Origin of the sequence: Streptomyces sp. NPDC096105, assembly GCF_044763335.1 — a bacterium.
Classification (GTDB): Bacteria; Actinomycetota; Actinomycetes; order Streptomycetales; family Streptomycetaceae; genus Streptomyces.
Genome location: NZ_JBIWGC010000001.1, coordinates 337091 through 361267, shown reverse-complemented (window position 1 = coordinate 361267; position 24177 = coordinate 337091). Strand labels below are relative to the sequence as shown.

Annotated in this window: 24 protein-coding genes and 3 pseudogenes; 13 read left to right on the top strand and 14 right to left on the bottom strand. The window is 74.1% G+C overall.

The features are described from left to right. Positions 1 to 73: 73 nt before the first annotated feature. The 3 genes from ACIQ8B_RS01625 to ACIQ8B_RS01615 all read right to left on the bottom strand — a co-directional run bounded on the left by ACIQ8B_RS01625 (position 74) and on the right by ACIQ8B_RS01615 (position 2721). The gene (locus tag ACIQ8B_RS01625; RefSeq protein WP_403544455.1) at positions 74 to 1300 is read right to left on the bottom strand and encodes a cytochrome P450; all 1227 of its coding nucleotides are present in this window, start codon (positions 1298 to 1300) and stop codon (positions 74 to 76) included. 288 nt (positions 1301 to 1588) lie between these two features. Further along, a complete protein-coding gene (locus ACIQ8B_RS01620; RefSeq protein ID WP_106414482.1) occupies positions 1589 to 1804 on the bottom strand; it encodes a DUF397 domain-containing protein in 216 nt (71 codons plus the stop codon). Further along, positions 1801 to 2721 carry a helix-turn-helix domain-containing protein gene (locus ACIQ8B_RS01615; protein ID WP_403544452.1) on the bottom strand — a complete coding sequence of 307 codons (921 nt, stop codon included), beginning with the start codon at positions 2719 to 2721 and terminating at the stop codon, positions 1801 to 1803. The genes ACIQ8B_RS01620 and ACIQ8B_RS01615 overlap by 4 nt, the downstream gene beginning before the upstream one ends. Positions 2722 to 2868: 147 nt before the next feature. On the opposite strand from ACIQ8B_RS01615, the gene ACIQ8B_RS01610 reads away from it, so the two are divergent. The 4 genes and pseudogenes from ACIQ8B_RS01610 (at position 2869) to ACIQ8B_RS01595 (ending at position 6587) form a co-directional block, all read left to right on the top strand. Then, positions 2869 to 3420, top strand: coding sequence for an ATP-binding protein (locus ACIQ8B_RS01610; RefSeq protein WP_403544450.1), 552 nt, complete (start codon positions 2869 to 2871; stop codon positions 3418 to 3420). Beyond that, positions 3398 to 3678 (top strand): annotated as a pseudogene (locus tag ACIQ8B_RS01605) (type II toxin-antitoxin system Phd/YefM family antitoxin); the annotation flags it as partial. The gene ACIQ8B_RS01610 and the pseudogene ACIQ8B_RS01605, both read left to right, overlap by 23 nt. Positions 3679 to 3706: 28 nt before the next feature. Next, complete coding sequence (locus tag ACIQ8B_RS01600; protein WP_403544772.1) at positions 3707 to 4429, top strand: type II toxin-antitoxin system RelE/ParE family toxin; 723 nt, start codon at positions 3707 to 3709, stop codon at positions 4427 to 4429. 505 nt (positions 4430 to 4934) lie between these two features. Continuing rightward, a complete protein-coding gene (locus tag ACIQ8B_RS01595; protein WP_403544448.1) occupies positions 4935 to 6587 on the top strand; it encodes an alkaline phosphatase D family protein in 1653 nt (550 codons plus the stop codon). Here ACIQ8B_RS01595 and ACIQ8B_RS01590 read toward each other — a convergent pair. After that, the gene (locus tag ACIQ8B_RS01590; protein ID WP_403544446.1) at positions 6574 to 7599 is read right to left on the bottom strand and encodes a Gfo/Idh/MocA family protein; all 1026 of its coding nucleotides are present in this window, start codon (positions 7597 to 7599) and stop codon (positions 6574 to 6576) included. The two genes, ACIQ8B_RS01595 and ACIQ8B_RS01590, sit on opposite strands and share 14 nt — an antisense overlap. Before the next feature lie 139 nt (positions 7600 to 7738). Here ACIQ8B_RS01590 and ACIQ8B_RS01585 point away from each other — a divergent pair, with 139 nt between their 5' ends. From ACIQ8B_RS01585 to ACIQ8B_RS01575, 3 genes are all read left to right on the top strand, one after another. Beyond that, positions 7739 to 9127: a multidrug effflux MFS transporter gene (locus ACIQ8B_RS01585; RefSeq protein WP_403544444.1), complete on the top strand. Its 1389-nt coding sequence runs from the start codon at positions 7739 to 7741 to the stop codon at positions 9125 to 9127. Then, on the top strand, positions 9088 to 10257 hold the full coding sequence (locus ACIQ8B_RS01580; protein ID WP_403544442.1) for a serine hydrolase domain-containing protein: 1170 nt from the start codon (positions 9088 to 9090) through the stop codon (positions 10255 to 10257). The genes ACIQ8B_RS01585 and ACIQ8B_RS01580 overlap by 40 nt, the downstream gene beginning before the upstream one ends. A gap of 433 nt (positions 10258 to 10690) precedes the next feature. Next, entirely contained in the window at positions 10691 to 11692 is a 1002-nt protein-coding gene (locus ACIQ8B_RS01575; protein ID WP_403544440.1) for a small ribosomal subunit Rsm22 family protein, read from the top strand. A 215-nt stretch (positions 11693 to 11907) separates the two neighbouring features. Here ACIQ8B_RS01575 and ACIQ8B_RS01570 read toward each other — a convergent pair whose 3' ends face one another. Continuing rightward, complete coding sequence (locus ACIQ8B_RS01570) at positions 11908 to 12120, bottom strand: DUF6243 family protein (RefSeq protein ID WP_290009837.1); 213 nt, start codon at positions 12118 to 12120, stop codon at positions 11908 to 11910. A 121-nt stretch (positions 12121 to 12241) separates the two neighbouring features. Here ACIQ8B_RS01570 and ACIQ8B_RS01565 point away from each other — a divergent pair, with 121 nt between their 5' ends. Further along, positions 12242 to 12862 (top strand): TetR/AcrR family transcriptional regulator, encoded by a 621-nt coding sequence (locus tag ACIQ8B_RS01565; protein WP_403544438.1) that lies wholly within the window; start codon positions 12242 to 12244, stop codon positions 12860 to 12862. Positions 12863 to 12886: 24 nt separating this feature from the next. Here ACIQ8B_RS01565 and ACIQ8B_RS01560 read toward each other — a convergent pair whose 3' ends face one another. Beyond that, the gene (locus ACIQ8B_RS01560) at positions 12887 to 13768 is read right to left on the bottom strand and encodes a glycerophosphodiester phosphodiesterase (protein WP_403544436.1); all 882 of its coding nucleotides are present in this window, start codon (positions 13766 to 13768) and stop codon (positions 12887 to 12889) included. Positions 13769 to 14018: 250 nt separating this feature from the next. On the opposite strand from ACIQ8B_RS01560, the gene ACIQ8B_RS01555 reads away from it, so the two are divergent. Then, positions 14019 to 14753 carry a bifunctional DNA primase/polymerase gene (locus ACIQ8B_RS01555; protein ID WP_290009843.1) on the top strand — a complete coding sequence of 245 codons (735 nt, stop codon included), beginning with the start codon at positions 14019 to 14021 and terminating at the stop codon, positions 14751 to 14753. A 35-nt stretch (positions 14754 to 14788) separates the two neighbouring features. On the opposite strand, the gene ACIQ8B_RS01550 is transcribed toward ACIQ8B_RS01555, so the two are convergent. The 4 genes and pseudogenes from ACIQ8B_RS01550 to ACIQ8B_RS01535 all read right to left on the bottom strand — a co-directional run bounded on the left by ACIQ8B_RS01550 (position 14789) and on the right by ACIQ8B_RS01535 (position 17928). After that, positions 14789 to 15796 carry a hypothetical protein gene (locus ACIQ8B_RS01550; RefSeq protein ID WP_403544433.1) on the bottom strand — a complete coding sequence of 336 codons (1008 nt, stop codon included), beginning with the start codon at positions 15794 to 15796 and terminating at the stop codon, positions 14789 to 14791. Then, positions 15771 to 15896, bottom strand: a pseudogene (locus tag ACIQ8B_RS01545) (iron transporter); the annotation flags it as partial. The gene ACIQ8B_RS01550 and the pseudogene ACIQ8B_RS01545, both read right to left, overlap by 26 nt. 155 nt (positions 15897 to 16051) lie before the next feature. Further along, a pseudogene (locus tag ACIQ8B_RS01540) lies at positions 16052 to 16617 on the bottom strand (ATP-binding cassette domain-containing protein); the annotation flags it as partial. A 150-nt stretch (positions 16618 to 16767) separates the two neighbouring features. Next, positions 16768 to 17928 carry a serine hydrolase domain-containing protein gene (locus ACIQ8B_RS01535; RefSeq protein ID WP_403544431.1) on the bottom strand — a complete coding sequence of 387 codons (1161 nt, stop codon included), beginning with the start codon at positions 17926 to 17928 and terminating at the stop codon, positions 16768 to 16770. Between the two features lie 217 nt (positions 17929 to 18145). Here ACIQ8B_RS01535 and ACIQ8B_RS01530 point away from each other — a divergent pair, with 217 nt between their 5' ends. Next, the gene (locus tag ACIQ8B_RS01530; RefSeq protein WP_106414495.1) at positions 18146 to 18790 is read left to right on the top strand and encodes a PhzF family phenazine biosynthesis protein; all 645 of its coding nucleotides are present in this window, start codon (positions 18146 to 18148) and stop codon (positions 18788 to 18790) included. A gap of 66 nt (positions 18791 to 18856) precedes the next feature. Here ACIQ8B_RS01530 and ACIQ8B_RS01525 read toward each other — a convergent pair whose 3' ends face one another. Next, the gene (locus tag ACIQ8B_RS01525; protein WP_290009852.1) at positions 18857 to 19504 is read right to left on the bottom strand and encodes a heme oxygenase (biliverdin-producing); all 648 of its coding nucleotides are present in this window, start codon (positions 19502 to 19504) and stop codon (positions 18857 to 18859) included. 246 nt (positions 19505 to 19750) lie between these two features. Continuing rightward, positions 19751 to 20608, bottom strand: coding sequence for a type I methionyl aminopeptidase (map, locus tag ACIQ8B_RS01520; protein WP_106414498.1), 858 nt, complete (start codon positions 20606 to 20608; stop codon positions 19751 to 19753). Between the two features lie 58 nt (positions 20609 to 20666). Here map and ACIQ8B_RS01515 point away from each other — a divergent pair, with 58 nt between their 5' ends. Beyond that, positions 20667 to 20894, top strand: coding sequence for a hypothetical protein (locus tag ACIQ8B_RS01515; RefSeq protein ID WP_106414499.1), 228 nt, complete (start codon positions 20667 to 20669; stop codon positions 20892 to 20894). 11 nt (positions 20895 to 20905) lie between these two features. On the opposite strand, the gene ACIQ8B_RS01510 is transcribed toward ACIQ8B_RS01515, so the two are convergent. Further along, positions 20906 to 21508, bottom strand: coding sequence for a hypothetical protein (locus ACIQ8B_RS01510; RefSeq protein ID WP_106414500.1), 603 nt, complete (start codon positions 21506 to 21508; stop codon positions 20906 to 20908). A 139-nt stretch (positions 21509 to 21647) separates the two neighbouring features. On the opposite strand from ACIQ8B_RS01510, the gene npdG reads away from it, so the two are divergent. Both npdG and ACIQ8B_RS01500 read left to right on the top strand, forming a co-directional pair. Beyond that, positions 21648 to 22364: an NADPH-dependent F420 reductase gene (gene npdG, locus ACIQ8B_RS01505; protein WP_403544427.1), complete on the top strand. Its 717-nt coding sequence runs from the start codon at positions 21648 to 21650 to the stop codon at positions 22362 to 22364. Between the two features lie 54 nt (positions 22365 to 22418). Then, on the top strand, positions 22419 to 22610 hold the full coding sequence (locus ACIQ8B_RS01500) for a hypothetical protein (protein WP_403544425.1): 192 nt from the start codon (positions 22419 to 22421) through the stop codon (positions 22608 to 22610). Positions 22611 to 23365: 755 nt separating this feature from the next. Here the strand turns inward: ACIQ8B_RS01500 and ACIQ8B_RS01495 are convergent. Beyond that, positions 23366 to 24160, bottom strand: coding sequence for a site-2 protease family protein (locus tag ACIQ8B_RS01495; RefSeq protein ID WP_403544423.1), 795 nt, complete (start codon positions 24158 to 24160; stop codon positions 23366 to 23368). Positions 24161 to 24177: the final 17 nt, after the last annotated feature.

Here is a 24177-nt window from a genome sequence, read left to right as displayed (position 1 = left end):
GGGCGGCGCGTACGACGGTGACCGGCGACGGTGCGTACGACGACGGTGCGTACGACGACGGTGACCGGCGCGGTCAGCCCTGGACCGGCGTGAACCGGACCGGGAGGCTCTGCGGGCCGCGGGTGAACACGCCCTGCTCGGCCGGCTGGAACCCGTCGGCGAGCCGCACGTCCGGCATGGCGTCGAGGAGCTGGTCGACGCCGATCTCCACCTCGGCCTTGGCCAGCAGCGCGCCGACGCAGAAGTGCCGGCCGAGCGCGAACGCGAGGTGGTCGGCGGCGGCGGAGAAGGCCTTGGTGGTGGTCAGGTCCTCGCGGAAGATGTCGAACCGGTCCGGGTCGGCGTAACGGCGCTCGTCCCGGTTGGCGGCGCCTATCAGGCAGGTGACGGTGGCGCCGGGGGGTACGGTGCCGCCGCTGAGGGTGACCTCCGTCGCGGACTGCCGCATGATCATGTGGACGGGCGGGGTGTACCGCAGGGTCTCGGCGAAGGCGCGCGGTATCAGCGAGCGGTCGGCACGGACGGCGGCGAGCTGGTCGGGGTGGGCGAGCAGGTTCGCGAAGATGCCGGCGATGGCCTTGTCGGTGGTCTCGCCGCCGGCGGCCAGCAGCAGGCTGCAGAACGCCTTGACGTCCTCGTCGCTCATCCGTACGCCGTCCACCTCGGCGGCGCACAGGACCGACAGCAGGTCGTCGCCCGGGTTCTTCCGGCGTTCGCGGATGATCGGCAGCATGTACTCGGCGAACTCCGCCCGGGTCCGCTCACCGGCCTCCGTGACCTCGGGGTCCCCCGAGAGGTTGCCGAGGAAGGCGATGACGGCGGTGTACCAGCGGTGGAAGCGGGGGTGATCGGCCTTGTCCAGGCCCAGCATGTCGGCGATGACGTTGACCGGGAAACGGGTCGCGTAGTCGTTCACCAGGTCCGCGGAGCCGGTGTGCCGGAAGGCGTCGATCAGCTCGCGGGAGTTGCGCTCGATGACGGGCAGGAACTTCTGCTCCAGGTCGCTGCCGCGGAAGGCGGGCGCGACCAGCGCGCGGCGTACGGCGTGCTCACGCCCGCTGAGCTGCAGAATCGTCTTGCCGTGCACCGGTTCGAGCTGCCAGGCGTAGTTGTCGGTGGTGAACTCGCCGGCCTTGTCCTTGAAGACGCGCTCGACGTCCTCGTAGCGCGAGACGATGTAGCTCTTGGTCGGCTCGTGCCAGATGAGGGGCGAGGTCTCCCGCATCACGCGGTAGGCCGGGTAGGGGTCGGCGGCGAACTCGGGCGAGAGGATGTCGGGCACCTGCTGGGCGGTGGACATGGGGCTCCCTGCGATCGTATTTCGTGTACTGCACAAGGTTATTGATCATTCGTCAGCGACGACAGACCGCTTGATGACCGGATCCGCTCGAACGCGGAACCGGCCGAAAATCGCCCCTGAGCGGCCTCGTCGCGGCCGTCCGCCGCGGCGCTCCCGCTGCGCGCGGGACGGCTGGGAGCCCGGTGACACCAGGCCTCCGGGAGACACGGAGGGCTGATCAGGCGCCCGGCGCACACGAGAGCCCTGCCGCCCGCAAGGCGCGGCAGGGCTCCCGTGACCGTACGAGTGTCAGACGCTCCGCTCCGAGGAGGCCAGCCCGACGAACCCCGCCCACGCGTCACGCGACACCGTGACGACGGGCCCGGCGACGGCCTTGGAGTCCCGGACGTGCACAACTGCCGTACCGGCCGCGACCTCTACGCATTCGCCGCCCTCGGTTCCGCTGTAGCTGCTCTTGAACCAGGCGAGCCCGGAGGTGACGGTCGAGGACTCAGCGCTCTTCATGGCGATCCCAGCAACCTTTCGATGAACTCCGTTGACTCTCGCGGACTGAGAGCCTGTGATCGGATGATCCCATAGAGCGCGGCGGCCAGAACCCCTTGTTCCGGGTCGGTCTCCAGAGAGCCGATGCCTCGGGCCTCGGCGTACACGAACTTCTTGCCGTCCTTGCGCGTGACGACGGTGAACGGCCCGTTCACGCCCGCGTTGTCCTCGCGTTCGAACGGCATGACCTGGATCTCGACGTTGCGTTTCTGTCCGATCAGCAGCAGGTGCTCCAGTTGCCCCCGCAACACGGCCTTACCCCCGTAGGGGCGTCGCAGGAGCGACTCGTCGAGCACGAAGCTCAGGAAGGGCGCCGGCTGCCGGTCGAAGATGTCCTGTCGGGCCAGTCGTGCTGCCACACGCTGTTCCGTGGTCTCCTCGTCCAGAGGGGGACGCCTCATCGCGAGCAACCCCCTCATGTACTCCTCGGTCTGGAGCAGCCCGTTGAGGACGGGCATGCTGTAGGAGACGAGTTCGACGGCCTCCTTCTCCAGCGTCGCCATCCCCTGGAAGAACACCGGATACTGGGCCCGCTCCACCTCCTCCTTCCACACGCACAGCAGCCCGTCCGCCCCCAGCACCTCGTCCGCCCGCTCGATGGTCCGGGGCGACGGGATCCTCCGCCCCTGCTCGAACGACGCGACCGTGGCCGCGGAGTACCCGATCCGGCTCCCGAACTCCGCCCGGTCCAGGCCCTCCCGCAACCGCAGCGTCTTCAGGGTCTGCCCGAACGCGGCGACCACGCCCTTCCCCGCCCCGTCCTCGGGACGGCACGCGCCGCCCCCGCCGTCGTCGCTCTCCCATCCGTCCCCGACACTCACGACCGTTCCGCCGTCCCCGCCGCCCGCCAGGGCGTCCGCGCCCGTACGCTTCGTCATCGGCCACCGCCTTCTCCGGTTCAACGCGCCCGCGGGGGACGCCGTCACGCCGCACGTCACGTACGCGCGCCGACACGTCGCGTACAGCGGCCCGCGTCGGTGCGTCACCGCTGGTCACGCCACACGACCGGCGGGACCGTGGTCGGCATGACGAACAACCCCGCCGGTCCCACCGGTCCCGGCCGACTCGCCACCCCCACCGCTCACTTGGGCACCGCCCCACCTGGACCCGCGCCGGCGTCCCGCACCTTCGCGATGCGCTTCACCTCCACCCCGCGCGGAGCCCGTCTCGCCCGCCACCTCGCCGCCGTCCGCCTGGACGCCTGGGGTGTCCCGTACGGCACCGACGACCACGACGCGATCCTGGTGATCGTCGCCGAGCTGACGGCGAACGCCGTGCTGCACGGCAACGTCCCCGGCCGGGACTTCCACCTGCGCCTCGGGCTCCTCCACGCCGGACCCCGTTCCGCCACCGTCCGCGTCGAGGTCACCGACACCCGGGGCGAACGGGTCCCGCTCCGGCCGGGAAGACCCCGGCCCGAGGTTCCCGCCGTGGACGAAACCGGCCGGGGCCTCCTCCTGGTCGCCGCCCTGGCCACCCGCTGGGACTGGCACCCGCGGCCGGACGGCCCGGGCAAGACGGTCTGGGCGGAGTACGGGAGCACAGCCGTACCAGATGTACATCTGGTGCATTCATGACATGAGTGAACCGGTGATCGAGTCCATGGCGAGGTCAGAAGCCACCTCGCCGACGTGATCGACCGTGCCCGGCACGAGGAGACCCCGGCGATCATCACGCGGCGCGGGAAGCAGGAGGCCGTCGTGACCGGCATCGAGGAGTACCGGCGGCTGCGCCGGATCGCCGAGGACGCCGAGGACGCCTGGCTCAACCGGCTGGCCGACGAAGCCGGGTCCGAAGGCCCGGAGGGGTCGGTCTCGCCCGAGGGGGCGGCCGCCCCGCCCCGCACCGGCCGGGACCGACCGCATGGGGTGCGTCACGCGCTTCACCCCGCACGCGCAGCGGGACGTGCTCAGGATCCCGCGCCCGGACGCCCTGCGGATCCTGTACCGGCTCACCGAGTTGCAGAAGGCGATGGACCCGGGCGACACGACGGCGTTGGACGTCAAGGCCCTGCAGGGTCACGGCGCCCGGTGGCGGCTCAGGGCCGGTGACTGCCGCGTCGTCCCCACCGTCGAGGACGGCCGGCTGCGCGAGATGACGGTCGGGCCGTACGAGGAGGCGGGGGACCGGCTCGAAGGCCGCTCCCACGGCGACGGGACGTGCCTCTGCCTCGAAGGACCGCCGCACCTCGCGGTCCGGTTCGCCGTCCGGTACCGCCGCCTGGTCCCGCCGGCGGAGGAACTGATCCTCTGTGACGACACCTACGGTTCCGACGTGACGGTCACCGAGGAAGCGACCCCCGGGAGCGTCGAGCGGGCCGTGGGAGCGACATGGCGACGGTGCGGGGGACCAGGAGGGGCCGTCGCCCATGGCCGGAACAGGATCGAGCGACCTCGACGGGCCGTCGGAGCGGGAGGCCGGGAGCCCTTCAGCCACGGAAAACGTGCGGCAGCCGTTCCACCCGCCGGTATGGACCCGCGGTCCCGCGCGGGCCCACCCCCAGCCGGCGGTGTGGAACGGCTGCCGCCTCCCCCCTGGATGTGGCCGACGAAAGACCGCTGCCTCAACTGTGAAGCTTTGGTGTAGAGAAGTTGAGCATAGTGTGCCGAACGGCCGCAATGGGGCGGAGGTGTTAACTCCGCTTGTGTGGATCACCTCCCACGGCAAAGACGCGGAACGCCTCGCCCGCGATCTCTCCGTTCGCCTGGAGCGCGCCGGTCCGCATACGCCCCGTCATCTCCGTCATCTCCGTCATCTCGGTCGCCGTGAACAGCGCCTCCGCGTCTCCGGGTCGTGACACGGCCGTCGAGAAAGCCGGCCGCCTTCCGTCGCCCTCCGCCCCGCCGTCGCCACCGCCCGGCCCGCGCCCAGCAGTTCGCGGGTCACCGCGCATCCGGTGCCGCAGCCCGCCCCCGTCCGTCTGTTTCCCCGGTGTTCAAGGATCCGCAGCGTACGGGAGGCATCGCCACGCGGCCCCGGGCCGCTGCTGCTCATGCGACCGTCATCCGGATGCTGTGTACGCGTCAATGCCACGTCGTCCCCGGCCACTGCAATTCCTCCCGCACCCACATGTCCGCCAGGGGAGGAACCGATGGCACAGGTACCGACGACACCCGAGGCCCGCCCGTCCCACGCGCCCGAACTCCGCGCCGCCGCCCGTCACATCGGCCGTCGCCGCTTCCTGACCGCCACCGGGGCCGCCGCCGCGCTCGCCTTCGCCGTCGGCGTGCCCGGCGCGGGCACCGCGGCCGCCGCCGAACTGGACACCGCGCGGCTCACCGACGACCCCTTCACCCTCGGCGTCGCCTCCGGCGACCCGCACCCCGACTCGGTGCTGCTGTGGACCCGCCTCGCGCCCGCGCCGTTCCAGGCGGACGGCGGGCTGCCCGCCCGCCGCGTCACCGTCGAGTGGGAGATCGCCCTCGACGCCCGCTTCCGCAGCGTCGTCAGGCGCGGGAAGGCCGCCGCCCACCCGGAGTTCCACCACACCGTGCACGTCGAGGCGGGCGGCCTCGCCCCCGGCCGCGTCTACCACTACCGCTTCCGCGCCGGCCGCTTCGTCAGCCCCGCCGGCCGCACCCGCACCGCGCCCGCCGCCCGCAGCCGCGCCGCGGACCTCACCTTCGGCATCGTCTCCTGCCAGCGTTACGACCAGGGCTACTACACCGCCTACCGGCACCTCGCGCAGGAGGACGTCGACGTCGTCTTCCATCTCGGCGACTACCTCTACGAGTACGCCGTCAACGACGTCGCCGGCTCCCGCGCCTACCCGGCCGGCACCCTGCCCGACCTGTTCCGCCGGGAGACCGTCACGCTGGAGGACTACCGGCTGCGGTACGCCCTCTACAAGTCCGACCCCGACCTCAGGGCCGCGCACGCCGCGCACCCCTTCGTCGTCACCTGGGACGACCACGAGACCGAGAACAACTACGCCGACGACACCCCCGAGAACAGCGTCCCGCCGGAGGAGTTCCTGCTGCGCCGGGCCGCCGCCTACCGCGCCTACTGGGAGAACATGCCGCTGCGCCGGCCCCAGCTCCCCGAGGGCCCCGACCTGAAGCTGTACCGCCGGCTGCACTGGGGCCGCCTCGCCCAGTTCGACGTGCTCGACACCCGGCAGTACCGCTCCGACCAGGCCTACGGCGACGGCTGGCAGTACCCCGGCCCCGAGTCCGAGAACCCCTCGCGCACCCTCACCGGCGCCGCCCAGGAGCGCTGGCTGCTCGACGGCTGGCGGCGCTCCGACGCGGTGTGGAACGTCGTGCCGCAGCAGGTCACCTTCTCCCAGCGGCTCGACAGGCCCACCCCGCCCGCCAAGGTCTCCATGGACTCCTGGGACGGCTACCCGGCCTCCCGCGAGCGCGTCCTGGCCGGCGCGCAGGCCGCCGGCGTCGAGAACCTGATGGTCCTCACCGGCGACGTGCACGTCCACTACGGCTTCGACATCAAGCGCGACTTCTCCGACCCCGGCTCGAGGACCGTGGGCACCGAGATCGTCACCACCTCCGTCACCAGCGGCGGCAACGGGTCGGAGAAGCCCGCCAACTGGGACAGCCTGACCGCCGCCAATCCGCACATGCGCTTCTACAACGGCCTGCGCGGCTACACGACCGTCACGCTCGGCCGGGAGCGGGCGCGCGCCGACTTCAAGACGGTCTCCCACGTGACCACGCAGGGCGCGCCGCTCACCACCGCCGCCTCCTTCGTCACGGAGGCGGGGGACCCGGGGCTCAAGCCGGCCTGACCGCCGTGCCGTTCGCGTCCTCGCCCGGGTAGCGGACGCCGACGCGGTCCCGGATCGCGTCGAGCGTCCGCATCACGGCGAGGGTGCCGTCCAGCGGGACCAGCGGGGACTCGGTCTCGCCGGCCCGCAGGGCCCGCATCACCTCGACGGCCTCGTGCTTGAGGCTGTCGCGGGGGCCGTCGGCCGGGTCGGCCGTGAACTCCTCGGCGTCACGGCCGTCCCGGTGCAGCACGAACCGCTCCGGGAAGAAGAAGCCGGACGGAATGTCGATGCGTCCCTCGGAGCCGGTGACCGAGGCGTAGGTCGCCGTACCGCCCACGATGGAGCAGTGCACCGAGGCGAGGGCGTCGTTCTCCCACGAGAGCAGCGCCCCCGTCTGGAGATCGACGCCCTCCTCCGAGAGCATCGCCCGCGCCGTGACGTCCGACGGCTCCCCGAGCAGCAGCTGCGCGAACGACACCGGGTACACGCCCAGGTCCAGCAAGGCGCCCCCGCCCAGCGCCGGGTCCCGCAGCCGGTGCGACGCCGGGAACGGACCCGAGAGACCGAAGTCCGCCTGCACGTGGCGCACCTCGCCGATCGCGCCGTCGTCGACCAGCGCCTTCAGCCGCCGCACCATCGGATGGCAGTACGTCCACATGGCCTCCATCAGGAAACGCCCGTTGCCCCGCGCCAGCGCGACCAGCTCCTCGGCCTCCCGCGCGTTCAGCGTGAACGGCTTCTCGCACAGCACGTTCCGCCCGGACTCCAGCATCAGCCCGGCCGCCGCGCGGTGCGCCGTGTGCGGAGTGGCGACGTAGACGACGTCGACCTCCTCGTCGAGCGCCAGCGACTCCCAGTCGCCGTAGGCCCGCGGTATGCCGAACCGTTCGGCGAACGCCTTCGCCGGCTCCGTCGACCGCGACGCCACCGCCACGACCTCCGCGTCGGGCACGTCCTCCAGGTCCGCGGTGAACCTCGCGGCGATCCCCCCGGTCGCCAGGATCCCCCAGCGCACCTTCTGCTCTGTCATCCGTCCCACCCTGATCGTGTCGTTCGCCGTATCGTCGACGAGAGTCGATGGAAGCGCTCCCATGACATCACCGTCGACGCCGAGCATTCCGTACGAGCTGAGAGCATAGGGAGCCGAAGACAGAAAAAGGGAGGGGCACATGCCCGAGGGCGGGGCGTCCATATCGAAGCCGTCGGCCGGTCCGGCCGGCGGCGGGGCACCGGAGGGGACTGCGGACACGGGCAGGGGCGGGCCGCCGGACCCGGCGGCGGGCGGCGCGGCAGGGGCGGTGAAGGGCGCGGTCCCGGCGGCCCGGAGCGCGGTCCCCGGCCGGCGTGCGAGTCTGCTGGTCACGCTGCTCCTCGGCGGGCTCACGGCCACCCCGCCGCTGGCGATGGACATGTACCTGCCGGCCCTCCCGGAGGTCACCCGGTCCCTGCACGCGCCCGCCGCCACCGTCCAGCTCACCCTCACCGCCTGCCTGGCCGGCATGGCGTTCGGGCAGCTGGTCGTCGGGCCGATGAGCGACCGCTGGGGCCGCCGCCGGCCGCTGCTGGCCGGCCTCGCGGTGTACGTCGTCGCCACCGCGCTGTGCGCCCTCGCCCCCACCGTCGAACTCCTCGTCGCCTTCCGGCTGGTCCAGGGACTCGCGGGCGCGGCCGCCATCGTCATCGCCCGCGCGGTCGCCCGCGACCTGTACGACGGCGTGGCCATGGCCCGCTTCTTCTCCACCCTCATGCTGATCTCCGGGATCGCGCCGATCATGGCGCCGCTGGTCGGCGGGCAGATCCTGCGGGTGACCGACTGGCGGGGCGTGTTCGTCGTCCTGACCGCCATCGGGGTGCTGCTGGCCGCCGTGGTGTGGGCGAAGCTGCCGGAGACGCTGGCGCCGGCCGACCGGCACGACGGGGGAGTGGGCGAGACCCTCGGCTCGATGCGCCGGCTGCTCGCCGACCGGGTCTTCACCGGTTACACGCTGGCCGGCGGCTTCGCCTTCGCCTCGCTGTTCGCCTACGTCTCGGCGTCCCCGTTCGTCGTCCAGGAGATCTACGGCGCCTCCCCGCAGACCTTCAGCCTGCTGTTCGGGCTGAACTCCGTCGGGCTGATGGTGGTGGGCCAGATCAACGGCAAGGTGCTGGTCGGACGGGTCCGGCTGGACAAGGTGCTCGGCGTCGGGCTCGCCGTCGTGGTGGCCGCGGCGACGGTACTGCTGCTGCTGTCCCTCGGCGTGTTCGGCGAGACGGGGCTGGTGCCCGTGGCCGTCGCGCTGTTCGTGCTGATGTCCGCGATGGGCGTCACCCTGCCCAACACCCAGACCCTCGCCCTGCTGCGCACCAAGCACTCCGCGGGCTCCGCGTCCGCCCTGCTCGGGACCACGTCCTTCCTGGTCGCCGCGGTCGTCACCCCGCTGGTCGGCATCGCCGGCGAGGACACCGCCGTCCCGATGGCCGTCGTCCAGCTGGCCTCCGCCCTGGTGGCGACGGCCTGCTTCCTGGGAATGTGCCGCCCGTGGAGGAGCGGGACGGACAGGAAGGGCGGGGGCGTCTGAGCACCCCGAGACTGCGCCGGGGCGCCCCGGAACGGGCCGGGCTGGACGCCGGGGAGCTGCGGCGTCTGGTCCAGGAGGTCCGCGCCCGCACCGAGGGCGGACGGCCCTGGGCGGCGGGCGCGGTGGTGGCCGTCGGACGCGGCCCGGTGATCGCCGTGGAAGAGGCGGTGGGCTGGGCGGTGCGCTACGCCGGCTACGACGGGACGGCGGACGCGCCCGTCGAGCTGCCGCCGGAGCAGCGGGTGCCGATGACCGTGGACACCCCGTTCGACCTGGCCTCCGTCACCAAGCTGTTCACGGCGGTGGCCGCCGTGCAGCAGATCGAGCGGGGCACGCTGGGCCTCGACGCGCGCGTCGGCGCCTACCTGCCGGACTTCACGGCGGCCGTACGGCACGGCATCACCGTGCGCCAGCTGCTCACCCACACCTCCGGACTGCGCCCCGAACTGCCGCTGTACGACTGCGCCGACGACGCCGAACGGCTGGCGCGGCTGCGCGCGGAACGGCCGGTCGGCGTGCCCGGCACGTACTGCTACTCCGACCTGAACATGCTGCTGCTCCAGCACGTCCTGGAACGCCTCACCGGCCGCCCCCTCGACGTCCTGGTGCGCGACGGCATCACCCGGCCCCTCGGCATGGACGCGACCGGGTTCGGGCCGTGCCCGTCGGCCGCCGCGACCGAGGACCAACGGCGGCCGTGGGGCAAGGCGGACCGGGGGATGCTGCGGGGCGAGGTGCACGACGAGAACGCCTGGGCGCTGGGCGGGGTCGCCGGCCACGCGGGCCTCTTCGCCACGGCGGGCGACCTCGCGGTCCTCTGCCGCACCCTGCTGGCGGGCGGGGCGTACGGACCCGCCCGCATCCTCGGCCCGGACCACGTGGACCTCATGCTGCGGCCCCCGGGCCTCGGCTTCGCCGTGGACCAGCCCTCCTTCATGGGCGCCCTCGCGGGCCGCGGCGCCGCCGGCCACTCCGGCTTCACCGGCACGTCCCTGGTCCTCGACCGCGCCACGGACACCTTCGTCGTCCTCCTCGCCAACACGGTCCACCCCCGCCGCCCCACCCCGCCCGACAGCACGCCCCGCGCGGACGCGGCGACCCGGGTGGCGCGGGCGGTGCGGGGGAGGTGAGGGGGCCCGCCCTCGGGGGCAGCCCCCGGCAACGGCGTCGCGCCGCCCGTCCTGGCGTCCCGCGGGTCGGGAGCGCCGCGGCTTCGCGGCTGCCCCGTGACGGCCGCCGCCCCCACCGGAGTCCTGCCGCGCAGGCCCTGACCGGGCGCTGACGGCGCTTCCGGGACGGGGCGTCCCCGGCAGAAGGCCCGGGCCGCCCGGACGTCCGTACCCACGGGGCCTCGGATCCCGTGATCCCGTGACACCGCGCCCGCGGCGCCCACGGATTCCCGGCCCCCGGCAACGGGCCGTCCGGCGTCCCGGTCCCGTCGCCGGCCTGACCCCGGCGGAGCCGCGGCCCGCCGGCCCCATCGCCGCCAGGCGTGCCGGTCCGTCGGCACGCCCCGGCCCACATGCGGAAACGAGGCCCCCTGGGGGTCAGTAGAATCACCGGGTGAACGCCCCCGCCCCCCTCCCCACCGCCGACTCCCTGCGTGCCGCCCTCGGGGGGCTGCTCGACGGGGTTCCGGCGCGGCAGGCCGCTCAGGCCGTCGAGCGGCTGATCGCCCACTACCGGGGCGCCACCCCCACCGACGCCCCCATCCTGCGCGACCGCGCCGACGTGGCCGCGTACGCCGCGTACCGCATGCCCGCCACCTTCGAGGCGGTCCACGCGGCGCTCCGCGCCTTCGCCGGCGCCGTGCCCGGGTGGGCGCCCGGGAACCACGTCGACGTGGGCGGCGGCACCGGCGCGGCGGCGTGGGCGGTGAGTGCTACCTGGGACGGGGAGCGTCCGGTGACCGTGCTGGACTGGGCCGGACCCGCGCTCGACCTCGGCCGCGAACTGGCCGCCGGGCACCCGGCCCTGCGCGCCGCCCGCTGGGAACGCGCCCGGATCGGACCGGCGCTCGCCCTCGAGCCGACGGACCTCGTCACCGTCTCCTACGTGCTCAACGAACTCACCGCCCCCGACCGCGCGGCCCTCGTCGACGCGGCCGCCGGCGCCGCGCGGGCCGTGGTGATCGTGGAGCCCGGCACCCCCGACGGGTACGCCCGCACGATCGAGGCCCGCGACCGGCTGATCGCCGCGGGCTTCCACGTGGCCGCCCCGTGCCCGCACAGCGCGGCCTGCCCCATCGCGCCCGGCACGGACTGGTGCCACTTCTCGGCGCGGGTCAGCCGCTCCTCGCTGCACCGCCAGGTCAAGGGCGGTACCCTCGCCTACGAGGACGAGAAGTTCAGCTACGTCGCCGCGACCCGGCACCCGGCCGCCCCGGCCCCCGCCCGCGTCGTCCGCAAGCCCCAGATCCGCAAGGGCCAGGTCCTCCTCGACCTCTGCGAGACGGACCCGGCCCTCCACCGCACCACGATCACCAGACGCCACGGCGCCCTCTACCGGGCGGCCCGCGACACGGACTGGGGCGACCCCTGGCCGCCGGCGCCCGAGCGGGACTAGCGGTCACGGTCGTTTGCCGGCCGGCGTGATGCCGGGGTGTCCCTCACCGTCGCGGTGCCGCGGGCCGGTCCGCGACGCGCGTACGAGCGGCTCTCCTCCGGAGCCTTCGACGGCCGACGGCGGTGAGACCGCCACCCGGAGGACCCGGAGGCCGCCGGTGATCCTCGGCGATCCGGCCGACCGCGCCCGCGGCGCCCGCCGCCAGGGCCGGTCGTCTACCGCTGGACCGGCTGACCGTTCTCCTCCCCCTCGTCGCCCTCCTGGCGGGCGTTGCGCCGTTCTTGGAGTTTGCGCAGCAGTTCGCGTTTCTGGGCCTGGGGGTCCGTGCCGCCGCCGATGCGGCCGCCGTGGCCGCCGCCGCGCAGGGCCTCGCGGCCCAGGTGCCGCCGGGCGCCGCCGACACCCAGCATGTTTCCGCCTCGGGGCATGAGGGGCTCCTTCCGATGGAGAGGACACGAGTGGATAGGATACGAGACGGTTCGTCTCGCCTGTCGTCCGCTCCACTGTCCGGCGAGACGTGGCGTCTTGTCAACCTGATAAATTCACGCCATGGTCCAGAAACAGCCGCCCGCCCCCGACACCTCGCGCCGCAGCGAGCGGTCCCGTCGTGCCATCTACGACGCCGCCCTCGCCCTCGTCGCCGAGGTGGGGTATCCGAAGACCACCATCGAGGGGATCGCCTCCCGCGCCGGCGTCGGCAAGCAGACGATCTACCGCTGGTGGTCGTCGAAGGCGGACGTGCTGCTCGAGGCGTTCCTGGAGCTGAGCGAACAGGCCGCCGAGGCCGCCGGGCAGGTCCCCTACAGCATCCCGGACACCGGGGACCTCGCCGCCGACCTCAAGAACGTCCTGCGCGCCACCGTCGACGAGCTGCGCGACCCCGCCTTCGAGGCGCCCTCCCGTGCCCTGGCCGCCGAGGGCGTCGTCAACGAGGAGCTCGGCCGGCGCTTCGTCGCCCGGCTCCTCGGACCCCAGCTCCAGCTCTACGTCGACCGGCTGCGCGCCGCGCAGGAGGCCGGGGACGTCCGCCCCGACATCGACCCGCGCATCGCCCTGGAGCTCTTCGTCTCCCCGCTCGCCCAGCGCTGGCTGCAGTGCACCGGCCCCATCGACCACGCGTACACCGACACCCTCGTCGACTACGCCCTCCACGGCCTCGCACCCCGCTGACCCGGGTCCCGCCCGGCCCGCCGCTCAGCGCCCCGTCACCGCGCTGACCGGCCCCGGCACCCGTGCCCGGTACCGCGCCAGCCGCCCCGGCGCGTCCGTGAGGACCCCGTCGCAGCCGAGCGCCAGGGCGCGGTCGCGCTGCGCCGGGGTGATGACGGTGTGCGCCCACACCCGCCCGATCCCCGAGCGCACCGCGCGCTTCAGGTCCGCGTCCCGGGCGTGGATGTCGACGTCCAGCAGGTCGACGAAGGACCGCCACCGCTCCGGCCGGTCGGTGCGCATCTGGCCGGCCGAGCGCCACAGCTGGGTCAGCAGGCCCCGCCGGTGCACCCGCCGCGCGACCGCCGGGTCGTTGGTGTTGACGAACACCGACCGGGTCAGCCCCCGCGCCCGGATCATCCCGGCCACCCGGTCCAGCCCGCGCGGATCCTTCAGCTCCAGCATCAGCAGGATCCGCCCGCCCAGCCGGTCCAGCACCTCCTCGACCGTCGGCGGCCGCTCCGAGCGCCAGCTCCCCGGCAGGCTGTCGCGCGGACGCAGCCGCACCCCCTTCCACTCCCGCGCGTCCAGCTTCCGCACCTCCCCGCCCAGGAAGGTCGTACGGTTCAGGGTCGCGTCATGGAAGACCACCGGGGTGCCGTCCCGCAGCACCCGGGTGTCGAAGTCCAGCACCTGCGCCGTGCCGCGCCGGTACGCCGCCATCAGCCCCGTCATGCTGTTCTCCGGCACCTCCCGCGCCCCGCCGCGGTGGGCGACGTACGTCACCCGGGGCAGCGAGTCCACCGTCAGCGGGCCGCCGCCCCACTCCAGCGGGGGAGAGCCGCCGTGCCCCGTGAACGGCAGCGCGGCCAGGGACACCACGGACAGCAGGGCGGCCGGCGCCGTCGACGCGATCCACGAGACCATGCCGCCCACGGTAGGCGGGCCCGTCGGGGCGGACCGCGCACCGACACCCGGTCCGCCGCGCCCCGTCCGGCCGTCCGGGTGTCCGGTCCGCCCTGGCGCGCACATGTCCCGTTCGCCCCACCGGTCAGCTTGCGCCCTGTCGCGTCACCCTCGTCCCACCTGCGCCGATTGTGGGCTCCGGACCCCCGATGCGCACGATCGTGGGACCATAGGGCATGCTGGAGCGCACGACGGCGAGGCGAGGGGATAGATGAGCGCGGAGTTCGGCGGCCGGAGCGGCCGGCAGGGCAAACTCTCCCAGTGGCTGCGAGGACGCCGCCCGAAGGAGGCCGCCGGTGACGGCGGCCGTGAGGCCCTGCTGCTCGCCGCCGCCGAAGCGGGACTGCCGCTCGCGCCCGCCGCGCACCCCGCCGGCTACCGCTGTTCCTGCGACCGCGTGGGCTGTCCCACCCCCGCCCGGCACCCGGTGTCCTTCGCCTGGCAGACCCAGTCGACCACCGACCGCGCCCAGATCGAGCGCTGGGCCCGCCACCAGCCGCAGGCCAACTTCATCACCGCGACCGGCATGGTGCACGACGTCCTCGACGTCCCCCTCGACGCGGGCCGTGAGGCGCTGGACCGCCTGCTGGAGGCCGGCGTCGAGGTCGGCCCGGTCGCCGAGAGCGACGACGGCCGCATGCTGTTCTTCACCCTCACCCGGGGCACCCCCGAGGACGAGGACGAGTGGTGGCCCTGCGAGCTGGACTGCCATCCGGAGACCATGGACGAGCATCCCGGGCTGCGCTGGCACTGCCGGGGCTCCTACGTCCTCGTCCCGCCGTCCCGCCTCCTCGGCGACGACGACCCGTCGGTCCACTGGGAGCGCGGCCCCGAGCACCCGCTGCCCGACCCGCTGAGCCTGCTGGAGTACCTCACGGACGCCTGCGCCCGGTACGCCGGCGACCAGCCCGACCCCACCGAAGCCGCCTGGCCCCTGCGCCACTGACCGTCACGCCGGTCCCCTCGCGCCGTCCGCCGCCGCTACTCGCCCTTCGCGGACGTCAGCCCCTGGATCCGCCCCAGCACCTCCACCGGACCGTCCGCCGGGTCCAGCGCCACCTCGTTGGAGACGAACTCCATCGTCAGCGACTGCCGTATCTCCCCGGTGGTCAGCGCCAGCACGTCCTTGTTCGGCGTCGGCACCGTCGCCCCGGCCGCCGCCGTCTGCTTCTCGAAGTGCCGCGTCGTGAAGAACACCAGCGCCCCGCCGTCCGCCGTGCGCAGCGCCAGCGGCGCGTAGTCGCCGTTCACCAGCGGCTCGTCGATGTACTGCGTGGCCAGCCCCGGCCGCACCGACTGCTTCCGCCGGGTGTCCCGCCACCCGCTGGTGTGCGGGCCGTCCGCGAAACCGTCCCCGCCGTCCTTCAGGTACGTGGCGTACTTCTGGCTCAACTCGCCCGGCGCGACCGCGAGACCGGTGGAGTTCGCGGGGACGGCCTCGGCCCAGCCGTCCTTGTCCGTCTTGAACTCCGGCATGTCCTCCGGGGGGACCAGCGTCAGGAACGCCACCTCCCAGGGATCGTCCAGCGCGTCGCGGGTGAACACCAGCAGCCAGCGGATGTCACCGCCCTTGTTGGCGGCCGCGTCCGCGAGGAACCAGCGCGGCCAGCCGGCCTTGGCGGGGATGGTGAACTTCGCGTCGGTCAGCTCCAGCGGCACGTGACGCGGGTTGCCGTCGGGATGGTTGACCTTGCCCGCCTCGAGCCGCGCCCCGTCGATGTCGGCGAGCGCGCCGGTGACGTGGTCGGCGTCCAGGGAGGAGTCGTACGCCTTGTCGGCCTCGTTGTACGCGGCCGTGAACTCCTTGAGCGCCTCGGCCGCTTCGGCGCGGGTGGCGGCCGGGAGCACCTCGCGCTCGCCGTGCACCACGACACAGCCGCTCGCCGTCACCGACAGCGCGGTCACGGAGGCCGCGATCAGCGCGGTGCGGCGAGGCCCGCGGGGCCCGCGGAGTGCGTGGAGCCTACGAAGACCGAGATCCCTGCTCATCCGGTTCCTTCACCTTCCCCTTCCCGGAGGCGAACCCTACCGGGACACCCCCGGAGCCGGACGCCGGGACCGGTCACAGCGGCCACACCGTGACCTGAACCCGGCGGCGCGTCCGGTTCCCTCCGGCCGAGGGCGGCCGTGACGCCCTGGCGGCGGTCGCCGAGGGGGGCAAGCAGCCCTCCGTGCGGCGGTGTCGGCCTTCCCCGGAGCGCCTGCCCCCGCGCCGGGGGGAGCCGGCTGCCGGAGCGCCCGTTCTCACTCCTCCCGTACGGGAAGCACCAGGACCGCGCCCGTGCGCGGGTGGGGCAGGACCTCGACCGGCTGGTCGTAGACCTCCGTGAGCAGGTCCTCCGTGAAGACCTCCTCCGGGGGCCGTCCGCCGCGACGCGGCCGGCCCGCAGGACCGCCACGCGGTGGGCGCGGGCCGCGGCGAGGCCGAGGTCGTGGAGGACCACGACCACCGCGTCACCGGCCCGTGCCCGCTCCCGGCACAGCCGCAGCACCAGTTCCTGGTGGCGCAGGTCGAGCGCGGCCGTCGGCTCGTCGAGCATCAGCAGCGGCGCCCGCTGGGCCAGCACCCGGGCGAGCGCCACCCGGGCGCGTTCGCCGCCGCTCAGCGCGGAGGACGGGCGCGCGGCGAACGCCGTCACCTCGGCCGCGGCCATCGCCTCGGCGACCGCCGCCCCGTCCTCCCCGGGACGCGCGCCGATCCAGGGCGCCCGGCCCATGCGCACCACGTCCTCGACCGTGAACGGGAAGGACAGCGTGGCCGACTGGGGCAGGACGGCCCGCCGCAGGGCGAGTTCGGGCGCGGACCACTCCGCGGCCTCCCCCCTCCGCCGGAGGCGCGCGGTGGCCGAGTGAGCCGCGGGGACGCCGGACGTCCCTCGGGAGCGCGTCCCCACGGGAACGCGTCGCCACGCAGCGGACGGGGCAACCCTCCTCCGGGGCGCCCCGTCCGCGTGCTCCGCCTAGCTCTCGAAGGCCGGCAGGGCGAAGCGCTGGACGAGCGGGAAGCCGTCCTCGCGGGCGCTCTTGGCGTTGACCGAGGAGACGACCGTGCGGGACAGGTCCCGGGTGGCCCCCAGCACCGTGTGGCAGCCGGGCCGGGAGCCGGTCTTGCCCCAGACCTCCCGCCCGTCGATCACGAACCGCTCGAGCGCCATCCCGTAGGTGGCGCCGTCGGCGTCCGGCACGGTGAGCATCTGGTCCAGCAGCGGCCGGGGCAGGAGTTCGCCGCCGAACAGGCCGAACAGCAGGCGCTCCAGGTCGGCGGTGGTGGAGATCATGTCCCCGGCCGCCCAGCGGTCGGACATGTTCCACTCGGTGACGTCGGTGGTCCGGCCGCCGATGTCGGCGTACGCGCGGTGGTGCGGCCCGTGGACACGGGGGTCGGGGCCGCCGGGGAAGCCGGTGTGCCGCATGCCCAGGGGGCGGAGGACCCGTACGGCCGCCTGGTGTGCGTAGCTGTCGCCGGTCACCTTCTCGATGAGCAGGCCGAGCACGGTGTAGTGGATGTTCCCGTACTCCTGCCGCTCGCCGGGAGCGTGCGCCGGTCCCTGGGCGACGGACGCGGCCACCACCTCCTGCGGGGTGAGCGTCTCGAACCGGCGGGAGTACATCTCCTCGGTCGTCGACCCGAGGCTCGCGCCGGGACGCAGCCCGCTGGTGTAGGTGAGCAGGTGACGGACGGTCGGGGGCTCGGTGAAGGACGGCGGGAGCAGTCCGGGCAGGTAGCGGGTGACGGGGGCGTCCAGGTCGACGCGCTTCTCCGCGACGAGCCGGAGCACGACCGCCGCGGTCACCACCTTGGTCGTGGAGCCGGCCCGGAAGCGGGCGTGCGGCAGCGCGGGCGCCCCCGTGCGCAGGTTCCGGACACCCGCGCTGCCCGCCCAGCTGCCCTGGCCGCCGACCCGGATCAGGGCCGCGGAGACGTCCCCGTCGGGGACCTCGGCGAGCGCCCGTTCCAGCGCGGTCGCGTCGAACCCGCCGGTCCGGGGCGCGGAGGCGGCGGGGGAGGCGGGAGCGTGGTGGGCGGCGGCCGTCCCGGCGAGGGGGACGAGCAGCAGGGACGAGGCCAGTAAGGCGGACACGGCCGTGGCGCGGGCGCGGGCGGTGGTGCCTGAGGTCATGGAGGGTCTCCGATCGCGGCGGTGCGTGCTGCGGACGGGACCATCCTGGTGATCATGGACGACGGCGGAATCGTGCGCGGTGACGAGGACCGTCCCTGAGGCGTCCCCTATCAACCGGCCCGTCTCGTAAGGGACTTCCCAGGGCCGTGACCCCGAGACGGGCGGGGCGCCCGGACCGCGGGCGGCCGGGGTCCGCGGACGGTGCTTGAATGCCCCCGTGACTGCTTACGACGTGCTGCGTGTCTTCTGCGGCCCACGCGGCGGATACGGCAACGAACTGGGCGTCGTCCGGGACGGTTCGGTCCTGCCCGGACCGGACGAGCGCCAGGAGTTCGCTGCCGAACTCGGTTTCAGCGAGACCGTGTTCGTCGACGACCCCGAGCGCGGGGTGATCGACGTCTACACCCCCACCACCCGCCTGCCCTTCGCGGGCCACCCCTGCGTCGGCGCCGCCTGGCTGCTCGACGTGCCCGAACTCGTCACGCCCGCCGGGGTCGTGGGAGCCCGGCAGGACGGGGAGTTCTGCTGGATCGAGGCACGGGCGGAATGGGCGCCGCCGCGCACTCTGCGGCAGTACGCCACCGCCGCCGAAGTGGACGAACTGCCCGTGCCCCCGAAGGGCGAGTGGGTCTACGCCTGGGCCTGGCTGGACGAGCCGGCCGGGCGGATCCGGGCCCGCGCGTTCCCGGGCCGGGACGACGGTGTCGACGAGGACGAGGCGACGGGCGCCGCCGCGCTGCTGCTCACCGACCGACTGGGCCGCGCCCTGAACATCACGCAGGGCACGGGCTCGCAGATCCTCACGGCGCCGCAGCCGGAGGGCTGGACGGAGGTCGGCGGCCGGGTCCGCCTGGAGCGCTGACACGACTGCCGGGCGGCGCCAAGGGCGCCGCCCGGTCACCGGCGTCGCGCGAGGGGTCCGCTCGCGTCACGCCGACAGCGGGAACTCCTCGCCCAGCGCGCGGAACACGTCCGTGTTCAGCGAGAACGCCCGCTTGCACTCGGCCACGACGCGCTGTTTCTCCAGATCGTCCACCGGCACCCCGTCCAGCAGTGCGCGGTACTCGCGCTTGAACGCGGCCGGGTTGGGGATCCCCTCGAAGACGTAGAAGCGGACTCCGTCGCCCTTCTTGGCGAAACCCCAGGTCCGCTCCGCCTTGTCGCGGATGATCTGGCCGCCCGACAGGTCGCCCAGGTAACGGGTGTAGTGGTGCGCGATGTATCCCGCCGGCCACTCACGGGCCACCGCGGCGACCCGGTCCGCGTAGGCCCGCGTGGCGGGCAGGGCGGTCAGGGCCGCGCGCCACCCGGGGCCGCGCAGGTGCTCCAGGTCCCGCTCCAGGGCGGCGAGGCGGAACAGCTCCGGGCGGATGAACGGGCCCGCCACCCGGTCCGACGCCAGGTCCCGCGCGCCGGACTCCAGTGCCTCGTACACGAACCACAGCTGCTCGGTGTAGCGCGCGTAGGCGTCCACGCCCAGTCGCCCGCCCAGCAGATCGGTCATGAAGGTCGAGGTCTCCGCCTCCACGTGCTGCTCGTGGGAGGCGGTGCGGATGAGGGTCGAGAAGGAGTCCATGGGCCGATCTTCTTGGTTAGGCTTACCTAAGTCAATGCCTTGCCGACAGCTTGTCGGGAACCTCCCCCGCCTCCGCCCCGGGCAAACGGGCCGAGGACCCCAGGATCCGAGGACCCCAGGATCCGAGGACCCCAGGGCCCCGAGGACCCCAGGGCCCCGAGGACCCCAGGGCCCCGAGGACACGGAAGGGCCCGCGCTCCCGGAGGAGGCGGGCCCTCGTAGGCGTGGCGCGGGGCGCGCCGGACGTCACGGCAGCGTCAGGATGTCCGCCCCGGTGTCCGTGACCACCAGCGTGTGCTCGAACTGGGCCGTGCGCTTGCGGTCCTTCGTCACGACCGTCCAGCCGTCGTCCCACATGTCGTACTCGTGCGTGCCCAGCGTCAGCATGGGCTCGATGGTGAAGGTCATGCCCGGCTGCATGACCGTCGTCGCGTGCGGGCTGTCGTAGTGCGGGATGATCAGGCCCGAGTGGAAGGACGTGTTGATGCCGTGACCGGTGAAGTCACGGACCACCCCGTAGCCGAACCGCTTCGCGTACGACTCGATCACCCGGCCGATGATGTTGATCTGGCGGCCCGGCTTCACCGCCTTGATCGCGCGGTTCAGCGCCTCGCGGGTCCGCTCCACCAGCAGCCGGCTCTCCTCGTCCACGTCGCCGACCAGGTACGTGGCGTTGTTGTCGCCGTGCACCCCGCCGATGTACGCGGTCACGTCGAGGTTGACGATGTCGCCGTCGCGCAGCACCGTCGAGTCCGGGATGCCGTGGCAGATGACCTCGTTGACGCTGGTGCACAGCGACTTGGGGAAGCCGCGGTAGCCGAGCGTCGACGGGTAGGCGCCGTGGTCGCACAGGTACTCGTGCGCCACCCTGTCCAGCTCGTCCGTCGTCACGCCGGGCGCGATGAGCTTCGCCGCCTCCTCCATCGCGCGGGCCGCGATCCGGCCGGCGCGCCGCATCGCCTCGATCGTCTCGGGCGTCTGCACCTCCGGCCCGGTGTACGGGGCGGGCGCGGGCTTGCCGACGTACTCGGGACGGCGGATGTTCCCGGGAACGGGGCGGGTGGGGGAGAGCTTCCCCGGTACGAGGAGTGACTGGCCAGACATGCGGCGAGTCTAATTCAGCGGCGACGGGGGACCATCTTCCGTGGCGAGAGGAGCCGTCATGCCCCTGTTCAAGAAGCGCACGGCCGGCAGACCCGGCGAGTGGTACTACTGCCTGGAGCACCGGAAGGTCGAGGAAGGGCCCGAGTGCCCGGCCAAGGACCGCTTCGGCCCGTACGCGAGCCGCACCGAGGCGGAGCACGCGATGGAGACCGCCCGCGAGCGCAACCTCCAGTGGGAGAACGACCCCGCGTGGCACGACGCCCCCCAGGGCCGCGACGAGGACTGAGCCGCCGCGCGCTACCAGCGGATCGGCGGCGGCGCGGTGAGCAGGTCGGCCAGCCGGGACAGCCGGTCCCGGAAGCGGCGCGGGCCCCGGCGGGCGGGCAGCGCGTTCTCCCCGGCCGCCGCGCTCACCAGGTGCTGCACCGTGTCCAGGTCCAGCTCGGAGCCGTCCGGGACGGGCAGCACCTCGTGCGCCAGCGCCGGCAGCTCACCCGCCTCCGGACCCAGCGACAGCAGCGTCGCCCCGGCCCGGCGGGCGTCCGACACCCGCTCCAGCAGCGTCGCGGGCGGCTCGCCGGGCGCCACCACCAGCAGCGTCTCGCCCCGCCGCGCCGCCTCCAGCCGCCCCAGGCCCACGGCCAGGTGCGCCGGGTCCGTGGGACGCGCGTCGTGCCGTACCAGCGTCGGGGCCAGCTCCGGGGTGCCCGACCAGGCCGCCTCGTCCACCAGGTGCGCCGCCAGGTGCCACGGCTCGTACTCCGGGGTGCCCACCAGCAGCAGTCCGCCGCCGTGCGACACCACCGACCCGCGCAGCGTCCCCGCGAAGTGCCGGGTCGCGCCCAGCCACTCCGTCCCGGCGAGCACTTCCCTCAGCAGCGCGACCCGTACGGCGTCCATGCCGCCGCATCCTGCCCCCGACGGCCCGCCCGCGTCCCGGTGTTCGAATCCGGTTCGCCCGACCCGGGGACCCCGGGGGCGGCCGTGACGGGCCTGTGCCCGGCCGGTCACGGCGGTCGTCCGCACGTAGAGTCGGGCCATGACCTCTACCGACAGTGCACAGCAGCCCCCGAAGAAGGCCCCCGCCAAGGACCCCTGGGACCTGCCCGACGTCTCCGGTCTCGTCGTCGGCGTGCTCGGCGGCACCGGGCCACAGGGCAAGGGCCTCGCCTACCGGCTCGCCAAGGCCGGACAGAAGGTGATCATCGGCTCCCGCGCCGCCGAGCGGGCGCAGGCCGCCGCCGAGGAGCTCGGTCACGGCATCGAGGGCGCCGACAACGCCGAGACCGCCCGGCGCAGCGACGTCGTCATCGTCGCGGTGCCGTGGGACGGGCACGCCGAGACCCTCGAGTCCCTGCGCGAGGAACTGTCCGGCAAGCTCGTCGTGGACTGCGTCAACCCGCTCGGCTTCGACAAGCAGGGCGCCTACGCGCTGAAGCCGGAGGAGGGCAGCGCGGCCCAGCAGGCCGCCGCGCTGCTGCCGGACTCCCGCGTCACCGCCGCGTTCCACCACCTGTCGGCGGTGCTGCTGCAGGACCCGGAGATCGAGGCGATCGACACCGACGTCATGGTCCTCGGCGAGGTCCGCGCCGACGTGGAGACCGTCCAGGCGCTGGCCGGGCGGATCCCCGGCATGCGGGGCGTCTTCGCCGGCCGGCTGCGCAACGCCCACCAGGTGGAGTCGCTGGTCGCCAACCTGATCTCGGTCAACCGCCGCTACAAGGCGCACGCCGGGCTCCGCGTCACGGACGTATGAGGCGATGGGGGACACTGGAGCGGTAGCAGTGTCCCCCGACAGGAGCCCCCCGTCATGCCCCGCCTCGCCGTCTGCACCCTCGTCGTGTGCCTCCTCGCCGTCGCCGCGGCCGTCGTCTCCTTCGTGGAGGGCGGCGTGTTCATCGGCATCGTGTGGGTCCTCCTGGCGGGCCTGTCGTCCAACATGACCTGGTACTACGTGAAGCGGGGCCGCGCCCCCCAGGACGGCGGCCCGGCCACCCGCTGACCCCCTCGGGGGTCCGCCCCTCCTCGGCCCGGCCCGGACCCGGCGTTCCGCACCCGGCTCACGCTCTCCTCGGCCCCGAGGCCGTCCGGTCCGCCCGATCCGCCCGGCCCACCGGGGTCCGCGCCCGCCCCTGACCCGCACCCGGCCTCGTCCCGGCACGCCGTCCGCCGGTGTGCCGAGCGCCACCGGACCGCGACCCGCACCATCCGCTGCGGGCAGTCGTGCCTCCCCAGCGCCTTGAGAGCCTGGAGGGACTCCGGGGCGGCACGGGTGGGCGCAGCGGCGCCGGCCGCCGACGGTCCGGGCTCGCCCCCGGCTGCCCGGCTCGGGCGCCTGCGCGCCTGCCGGACCCGCAGCCGGCCCGCGGAGCCGCACCGCCCGGCGCGGCTCACGACCTCGTGCCGCCGGGCCGGCGGCGACCCGCACCCCCCGTTGCCCGGCTCGGGCGCCCGCCCGACGTCAGGCCCGCGCTCGCCCGCGGCGCCCCGCCGTCGGACCTGGCTCGCGCCACCGCCTGCGGCCCGGCCGCACCCGGCGGGGCCGACCGGAGCGGCGCGGCGCGTGCCGTCCGGTCCGGGCTCGCCCGGGGCGCCGCGCCGTCGGACCTGGCTCGCGCCACCGCCTGCGGCCCGGCCGCACCCGGCGGGGCCGACCGGAGTGGCGCGGCGCGTGCCGTCCGGTCCGGGCTCGCCCGGGGCGCCGCGCCGGTCCGGGCCCGCGCCGTGCGCCCCGGCAGGGGAAGGGCGGCCCGCCCCTCACACCTGACAGAACCCGTCCGTGCCCTGCCAGAAGCGGAACAGGCCGAAGCCGCAGTAGGTGTCGATCTCCTCGATGCACAGGAAGCCCAGCACCGCGTCGATCATGTCGAAGAAGGCGCCGTTCACCGTCGGCACCCACAGCAGGGCGAAGACGAAGAGGAGGCCGAAGGGGGCGAAGGGCTCCACCTGGCGGCGGACGCCCGGGGAGAGCCACGGTTCGACCACGCCGTAGCCGTCCAGCCCCGGCACCGGCAGGAAGTTGAGGACCGCGGCCGTGACCTGGAGCAGCGCCAGGAAGGCGAGCGCGAACCGGAAGGCGGACGGCACGCCGTCCAGGGCTCCCAGCCAGAACGGCGCCGTGCACACCACCGCGAACAGCACGTTGGTCAGCGGGCCCGCCGCCGAGATCAGGCTGTGCCGCAGGCGGCCCCGGATCCGGTGGCGCTCGATGAACACCGCCCCGCCCGGCAGACCGATGCCGCCCATGATCACGAAGAGCACGGGCAGCACGATGCTCAGCAGGGCGTGCGTGTACTTCATCGGGTTCAGCGTGAGATAGCCCTTTGCGCCGACCGAGACGTCCCCGCCGTGCAGGGCGGTGCGCGCGTGCGCGTACTCGTGCAGGCACAGGGAGACGATCCACGCGGACGTCACGAACAGGAACACCGCGAGCCCCGGCTCGGCCGCGAACCCGGTCCAGGTGGCCCAGCCGGTGACCGCCGAGACGGCCAGGATGCCCAGGAAGACGGGGCTGACCCTCCGGTCGCTGGGACGGGCGGCGGCGGTGGTCATGGGACTCCCGGTGCTGA

Excerpts from the sequence above, each read along its gene's own strand:
- ACIQ8B_RS01625 (WP_403544455.1), bottom strand. The coding sequence starts at position 1,300 with ATGTCCACCGCCCAGCAGGTGCCCGACATCCTCTCGCCCGAGTTCGCC.
- ACIQ8B_RS01620 (WP_106414482.1), bottom strand. The coding sequence starts at position 1,804 with ATGAAGAGCGCTGAGTCCTCGACCGTCACCTCCGGGCTCGCCTGGTTC.
- ACIQ8B_RS01615 (WP_403544452.1), bottom strand. The coding sequence starts at position 2,721 with ATGACGAAGCGTACGGGCGCGGACGCCCTGGCGGGCGGCGGGGACGGC.
- ACIQ8B_RS01610 (WP_403544450.1), top strand. The coding sequence starts at position 2,869 with ATGACGAACAACCCCGCCGGTCCCACCGGTCCCGGCCGACTCGCCACC.
- ACIQ8B_RS01600 (WP_403544772.1), top strand. The coding sequence starts at position 3,707 with ATGGGGTGCGTCACGCGCTTCACCCCGCACGCGCAGCGGGACGTGCTC.
- ACIQ8B_RS01595 (WP_403544448.1), top strand. The coding sequence starts at position 4,935 with ATGGCACAGGTACCGACGACACCCGAGGCCCGCCCGTCCCACGCGCCC.
- ACIQ8B_RS01590 (WP_403544446.1), bottom strand. The coding sequence starts at position 7,599 with ATGACAGAGCAGAAGGTGCGCTGGGGGATCCTGGCGACCGGGGGGATC.
- ACIQ8B_RS01585 (WP_403544444.1), top strand. The coding sequence starts at position 7,739 with ATGCCCGAGGGCGGGGCGTCCATATCGAAGCCGTCGGCCGGTCCGGCC.
- ACIQ8B_RS01570 (WP_290009837.1), bottom strand. The coding sequence starts at position 12,120 with ATGCCCCGAGGCGGAAACATGCTGGGTGTCGGCGGCGCCCGGCGGCAC.
- ACIQ8B_RS01565 (WP_403544438.1), top strand. The coding sequence starts at position 12,242 with ATGGTCCAGAAACAGCCGCCCGCCCCCGACACCTCGCGCCGCAGCGAG.
- ACIQ8B_RS01560 (WP_403544436.1), bottom strand. The coding sequence starts at position 13,768 with ATGGTCTCGTGGATCGCGTCGACGGCGCCGGCCGCCCTGCTGTCCGTG.
- ACIQ8B_RS01555 (WP_290009843.1), top strand. The coding sequence starts at position 14,019 with ATGAGCGCGGAGTTCGGCGGCCGGAGCGGCCGGCAGGGCAAACTCTCC.
- ACIQ8B_RS01550 (WP_403544433.1), bottom strand. The coding sequence starts at position 15,796 with ATGAGCAGGGATCTCGGTCTTCGTAGGCTCCACGCACTCCGCGGGCCC.
- ACIQ8B_RS01535 (WP_403544431.1), bottom strand. The coding sequence starts at position 17,928 with ATGACCTCAGGCACCACCGCCCGCGCCCGCGCCACGGCCGTGTCCGCC.
- ACIQ8B_RS01525 (WP_290009852.1), bottom strand. The coding sequence starts at position 19,504 with ATGGACTCCTTCTCGACCCTCATCCGCACCGCCTCCCACGAGCAGCAC.
- map (WP_106414498.1), bottom strand. The coding sequence starts at position 20,608 with ATGTCTGGCCAGTCACTCCTCGTACCGGGGAAGCTCTCCCCCACCCGC.
- ACIQ8B_RS01515 (WP_106414499.1), top strand. The coding sequence starts at position 20,667 with ATGCCCCTGTTCAAGAAGCGCACGGCCGGCAGACCCGGCGAGTGGTAC.
- ACIQ8B_RS01510 (WP_106414500.1), bottom strand. The coding sequence starts at position 21,508 with ATGGACGCCGTACGGGTCGCGCTGCTGAGGGAAGTGCTCGCCGGGACG.
- npdG (WP_403544427.1), top strand. The coding sequence starts at position 21,648 with ATGACCTCTACCGACAGTGCACAGCAGCCCCCGAAGAAGGCCCCCGCC.
- ACIQ8B_RS01500 (WP_403544425.1), top strand. The coding sequence starts at position 22,419 with ATGCCCCGCCTCGCCGTCTGCACCCTCGTCGTGTGCCTCCTCGCCGTC.
- ACIQ8B_RS01495 (WP_403544423.1), bottom strand. The coding sequence starts at position 24,160 with ATGACCACCGCCGCCGCCCGTCCCAGCGACCGGAGGGTCAGCCCCGTC.